Below are 3,580 nucleotides of genomic sequence, written 5' to 3' on the forward strand. Positions count from 1 at the left end.
CGACCGGCAGCGGCCGTCCGGCGACAGCCCCCGCTGCCGACTGAACTCCACGAAGGCCATGGACGTGGCCATGACGTTCCCGCCGCCGGCCAGAGCCAGCGAGCACTCACCCGACCGCAGCGCCTGCACCGCCAGATGCAGGGCCACCAGCGACGACGAGCAAGCCGTGTCCACCGTCACCGCCGGGCCCTCCAGCCCAAGGGTGTAGGCGACGCGGCCGGAGATGGCGGAGGTGGTGCTGCCGGTGAGGTAGTAGCCCTCGCTGCCCTCGCCGGCCTGTTCCTGGCCGAAGGCGTAGCCCTGGGCCGCGGCGCCGGCGAAGACGCCGGCCTGGTGGCCGCGCAGGGAGGTGGGGTCGATGCCCGCGCGTTCCAGGGCCTCCCACGACGACTCCAGCAGCAGGCGCTGCTGCGGGTCCATCGCGAGTGCCTCACGCGGCGAGATCCCGAAGAAGCCCGCGTCGAACTCGGCCGCGGTGTGGAGGAATCCGCCGCTGTGGACGTACGACGTGCCGGGACGGTCGGGGTCGGCGTCGTACAGCGCGTCGAGGTCCCAGCCGCGGTCCGTGGGGAACCCGGTGATGCCGTCACCGCCGGAGGCAAGCAGCTCCCACAGGGCCTCGGGTGAGTCGGCGTCGCCGGGGTAGCGGCAGCTCATGCCGACGATCGCGATGGGGTCGTCGTGCTGCGGCGCCGCGCCGGCCCGGCCGGCCGGGGTCGCGTCGGGGCCGGGCTCGATGCCGAGCAGTTCGTCGCGCAGGTGACCGGCCAGGGCGCCGGGGGCCGGGTGGTCGAAGACGAGGGTGGCGGGCAGCCGCAGGCCGGTCGCGGCGCTGAGGCGGTTGCGGAGTTCCACCGAGGTCAGGGAGTCGAACCCGAGTTCCTTGAAAGCGCGGTTCTCCCCCACCGCGGCGGCGGACCCGTGGCCGAGGACGGTCGCGACGTGCCCGCGGACGAACTCCGACAGCCAGGCCAGCTGTTCGTCTTCCGGGCGTCCGGCCAGTTGCCGTACGAGGGCCGAGGACGCGGCCGTGGGCTGCTCCGCTGCGGCCGCGGCCCGGGCTCGGCGTACGGCGGTGCCGCGGACCAGGCCGCGCAGCAGCGCCGGAAGGGGTGTCTGTGCGGCGCGCAGCGCGGCCGTATCGAACCGGACGGGCAGCGTCAGCGCGGCGTCGGCCGCGACGGCGGTGTCGAAGAGGGCCAGCGCCTCCTCGGAGGGCAGGGCGGTCAGGCCGGAGCGGGCGATACGTGCCAGGTTGACGTCGTCCAGCTCGCCCGTCATGGCGCTGCGCTGTTCCCAGAAGCCCCAGGCCAGCGAGGTGGCGGGCAGTCCCTCGGCGCGGCGGGCGGCGGCCAGGGCGTCGAGGAAGGTGTTGGCGGCCGCGTAGTTGCCCTGGCCGGCGTTGCCCAGCACGCCCGAGACGGACGAGAACAGGACGAATACGGACAGGTCGAGTTCGCGGGTCAGCTCGTGCAGGTTCCAGGCGGCGTCGGCCTTCGGGCGCAGTACCGTGTCGATCCGCTCGGGGGTGAGCGCGGGCAGCATGCCGTCGTCCAGCACGCCGGCGGTGTGGACGACGGTGGTGAGCGGCCGGTCGGCCGGGATGCCGTCCAAGAGGTCCGCCAGTGCCTGCCGGTCGGCGACGTCGCAGGCCGCCAGGTCGGCACGGGCGCCGAGAGCGGAGAGTTCAGCGACGAGTTCGGCGGCGCCGTCGGCGGCCGGGCCGCTGCGGCTGACGAGCAGGAGGTTGCGTACGCCGTGCCGCTCCACGAGGTGGCGGGCCACGAGTCGGCCGAGGGCGCCGGTGGCGCCGGTCACCAGGGCGGTGCCGGCTCCGCTGCCGGCCGGCGGGGCGGGCACCGTGAGGACCACCTTGCCGATGTGCCGGGCCTGGCTGAGGTACCGGAACGCCTCGGGCGCCCGTCGCACGTCCCAGGAGGCGACCGGAAGCGGAGTGAGCACGCCCCGCTCGAACAGCTCCAGCAGTTCGGTGAGCATCTCCTGGGTGCGGTCGAGCCCGGCCTCGCCAAGGTCGAACGCGCGGTAGGTGACGCCCGGGTGTGCCGCGGAGACCTCGGCGGGGTCGCGCTGGTCGGTCTTGCCCATCTCCAGGAAGCGCCCGCCACGCGGCAGCAGCCGCAGGGAGGCGTCCACGAACTCGCCCGCGAGCGCGTCCAGCACCACGTCCATGCCGCGCCCGCCGCTCGTTGTGCGGAAGCGCTCCTCGAAGTCGAGGGTGCGGGAGGAGGCGATGTGCGCGTCGTCCAGTCCGGCGGCACGCAGCGCGTCCCACTTGCCCTCGCTCGCGGTGCCGTAGACCTCGGTCCCCCAGTGCCGCGCCAGCTGGACGGCGGCCATGCCGACGCCGCCAGCGGCGTTGTGCACGAGCACCGACTCGCCGGCCCGCAGGCCGGCCAGGTCGCGCAGGCCGTAGTAGGCGGTGAGGAAGACGACGGGCACGGACGCGGCCTGGACGAAGGACCAGTCGGCGGGCATGGGGGCGAGCATCCGCCGGTCGGTGACGGCGACGGGGCCGAAGGCCCCGGAGAAGACACCCAGCACGCGGTCGCCGACCACCAGGTCGGTCACGCCCTCGCCGACCTCCAGGACGACACCGGCGGCCTCGTTGCCCATCACCTGCTGGTTCGGCACCACGCCCAGGGCCAGCAGGACGTCCCGGAAGTTCATGCCGGCGGCCCGCACCTGGACCCGTACCTGTCCGGGCGCGAGCGGCTCCCCGGCCGACGGGCACTCCCGCAGCTCCAGGTTGCCGAAGGAGCCCTTGACCGGGATCTCCAGCCGCCAGGCGGACGTCCCGGCCGGCGGGATCAGCGCGCCGCCGGCCCGGCCGGCGCGGGCCAGCCGCGGCACCCGGACCTCGCCGCCGCGCACCGCCACCTGCGGCTCGTCCTGTGCCACCGCCCACAGCAGGGCGTCGGGCAGCACATCCCTGGAGGCCTCGCTGTCGTCGGTGTCGAGCAGCAGGAACCGGTCCGGGTTCTCGGTCTGCGCCGACCGCAGCAGCCCCCACACCGGCGCACCCGCGAGATCGGCCACCCCCTCGTCGGGGCCCGCGGCCACGGCACCCCGCGTCACCAGCGCCAGCCGTGTCCCGGCCGCCGCGAACTGCTCGTCCGCCAGCCAGGCCTGTACGACGTCCAGGGCGCGGTGGGCCGCGGCGCGCGCGGCCTCCGCCATCCCGTCCGCCTCCTCCGACTCCGTCGGAACGGGCAGGGCGACGATGTCCGGGAGGGCGGTACCGGCGGCCACCGCGTCGCCCAGCGCGGCCAGGTCGTGGTGGCTGCCGGCCGTCGGGTGGGCTCCGAGGCCGGCCGGGTCGTCCCCGATCAGCGCCCAGCGGCCGGAGCCGGCGGCGTGGTCGGCCACGGCCGATGCCTGGACGGGCGTCCAGTCGAGGTGGAAGAGCGCGTCGTGCCCCGGCGTACGGGCGGCGTCCGCGGCAGCCGCGAGCTGCTCACGGTCGACGGGCAGACAGATCAGCGACTCCACGGTGGCGACGGGCGCTCCGGTGCCGTCGGCGACGGTCACCGACAGCGCGTCCGCACCCACCGGCGCCAAC

Annotated in this window: 1 protein-coding gene; it reads right to left on the reverse strand. The window is 75.3% G+C overall.

From position 1 onward, the window contains the following. A partial coding sequence (locus G6W55_RS37070; RefSeq protein WP_175524993.1) for an SDR family NAD(P)-dependent oxidoreductase occupies nt 1-3,580 on the reverse strand: 3,580 nt, incomplete at both ends.

The organism is Streptomyces sp. CAI-85, assembly GCF_013363615.1.
GTDB lineage: Bacteria > Actinomycetota > Actinomycetes > Streptomycetales > Streptomycetaceae > Streptomyces > Streptomyces antibioticus_B.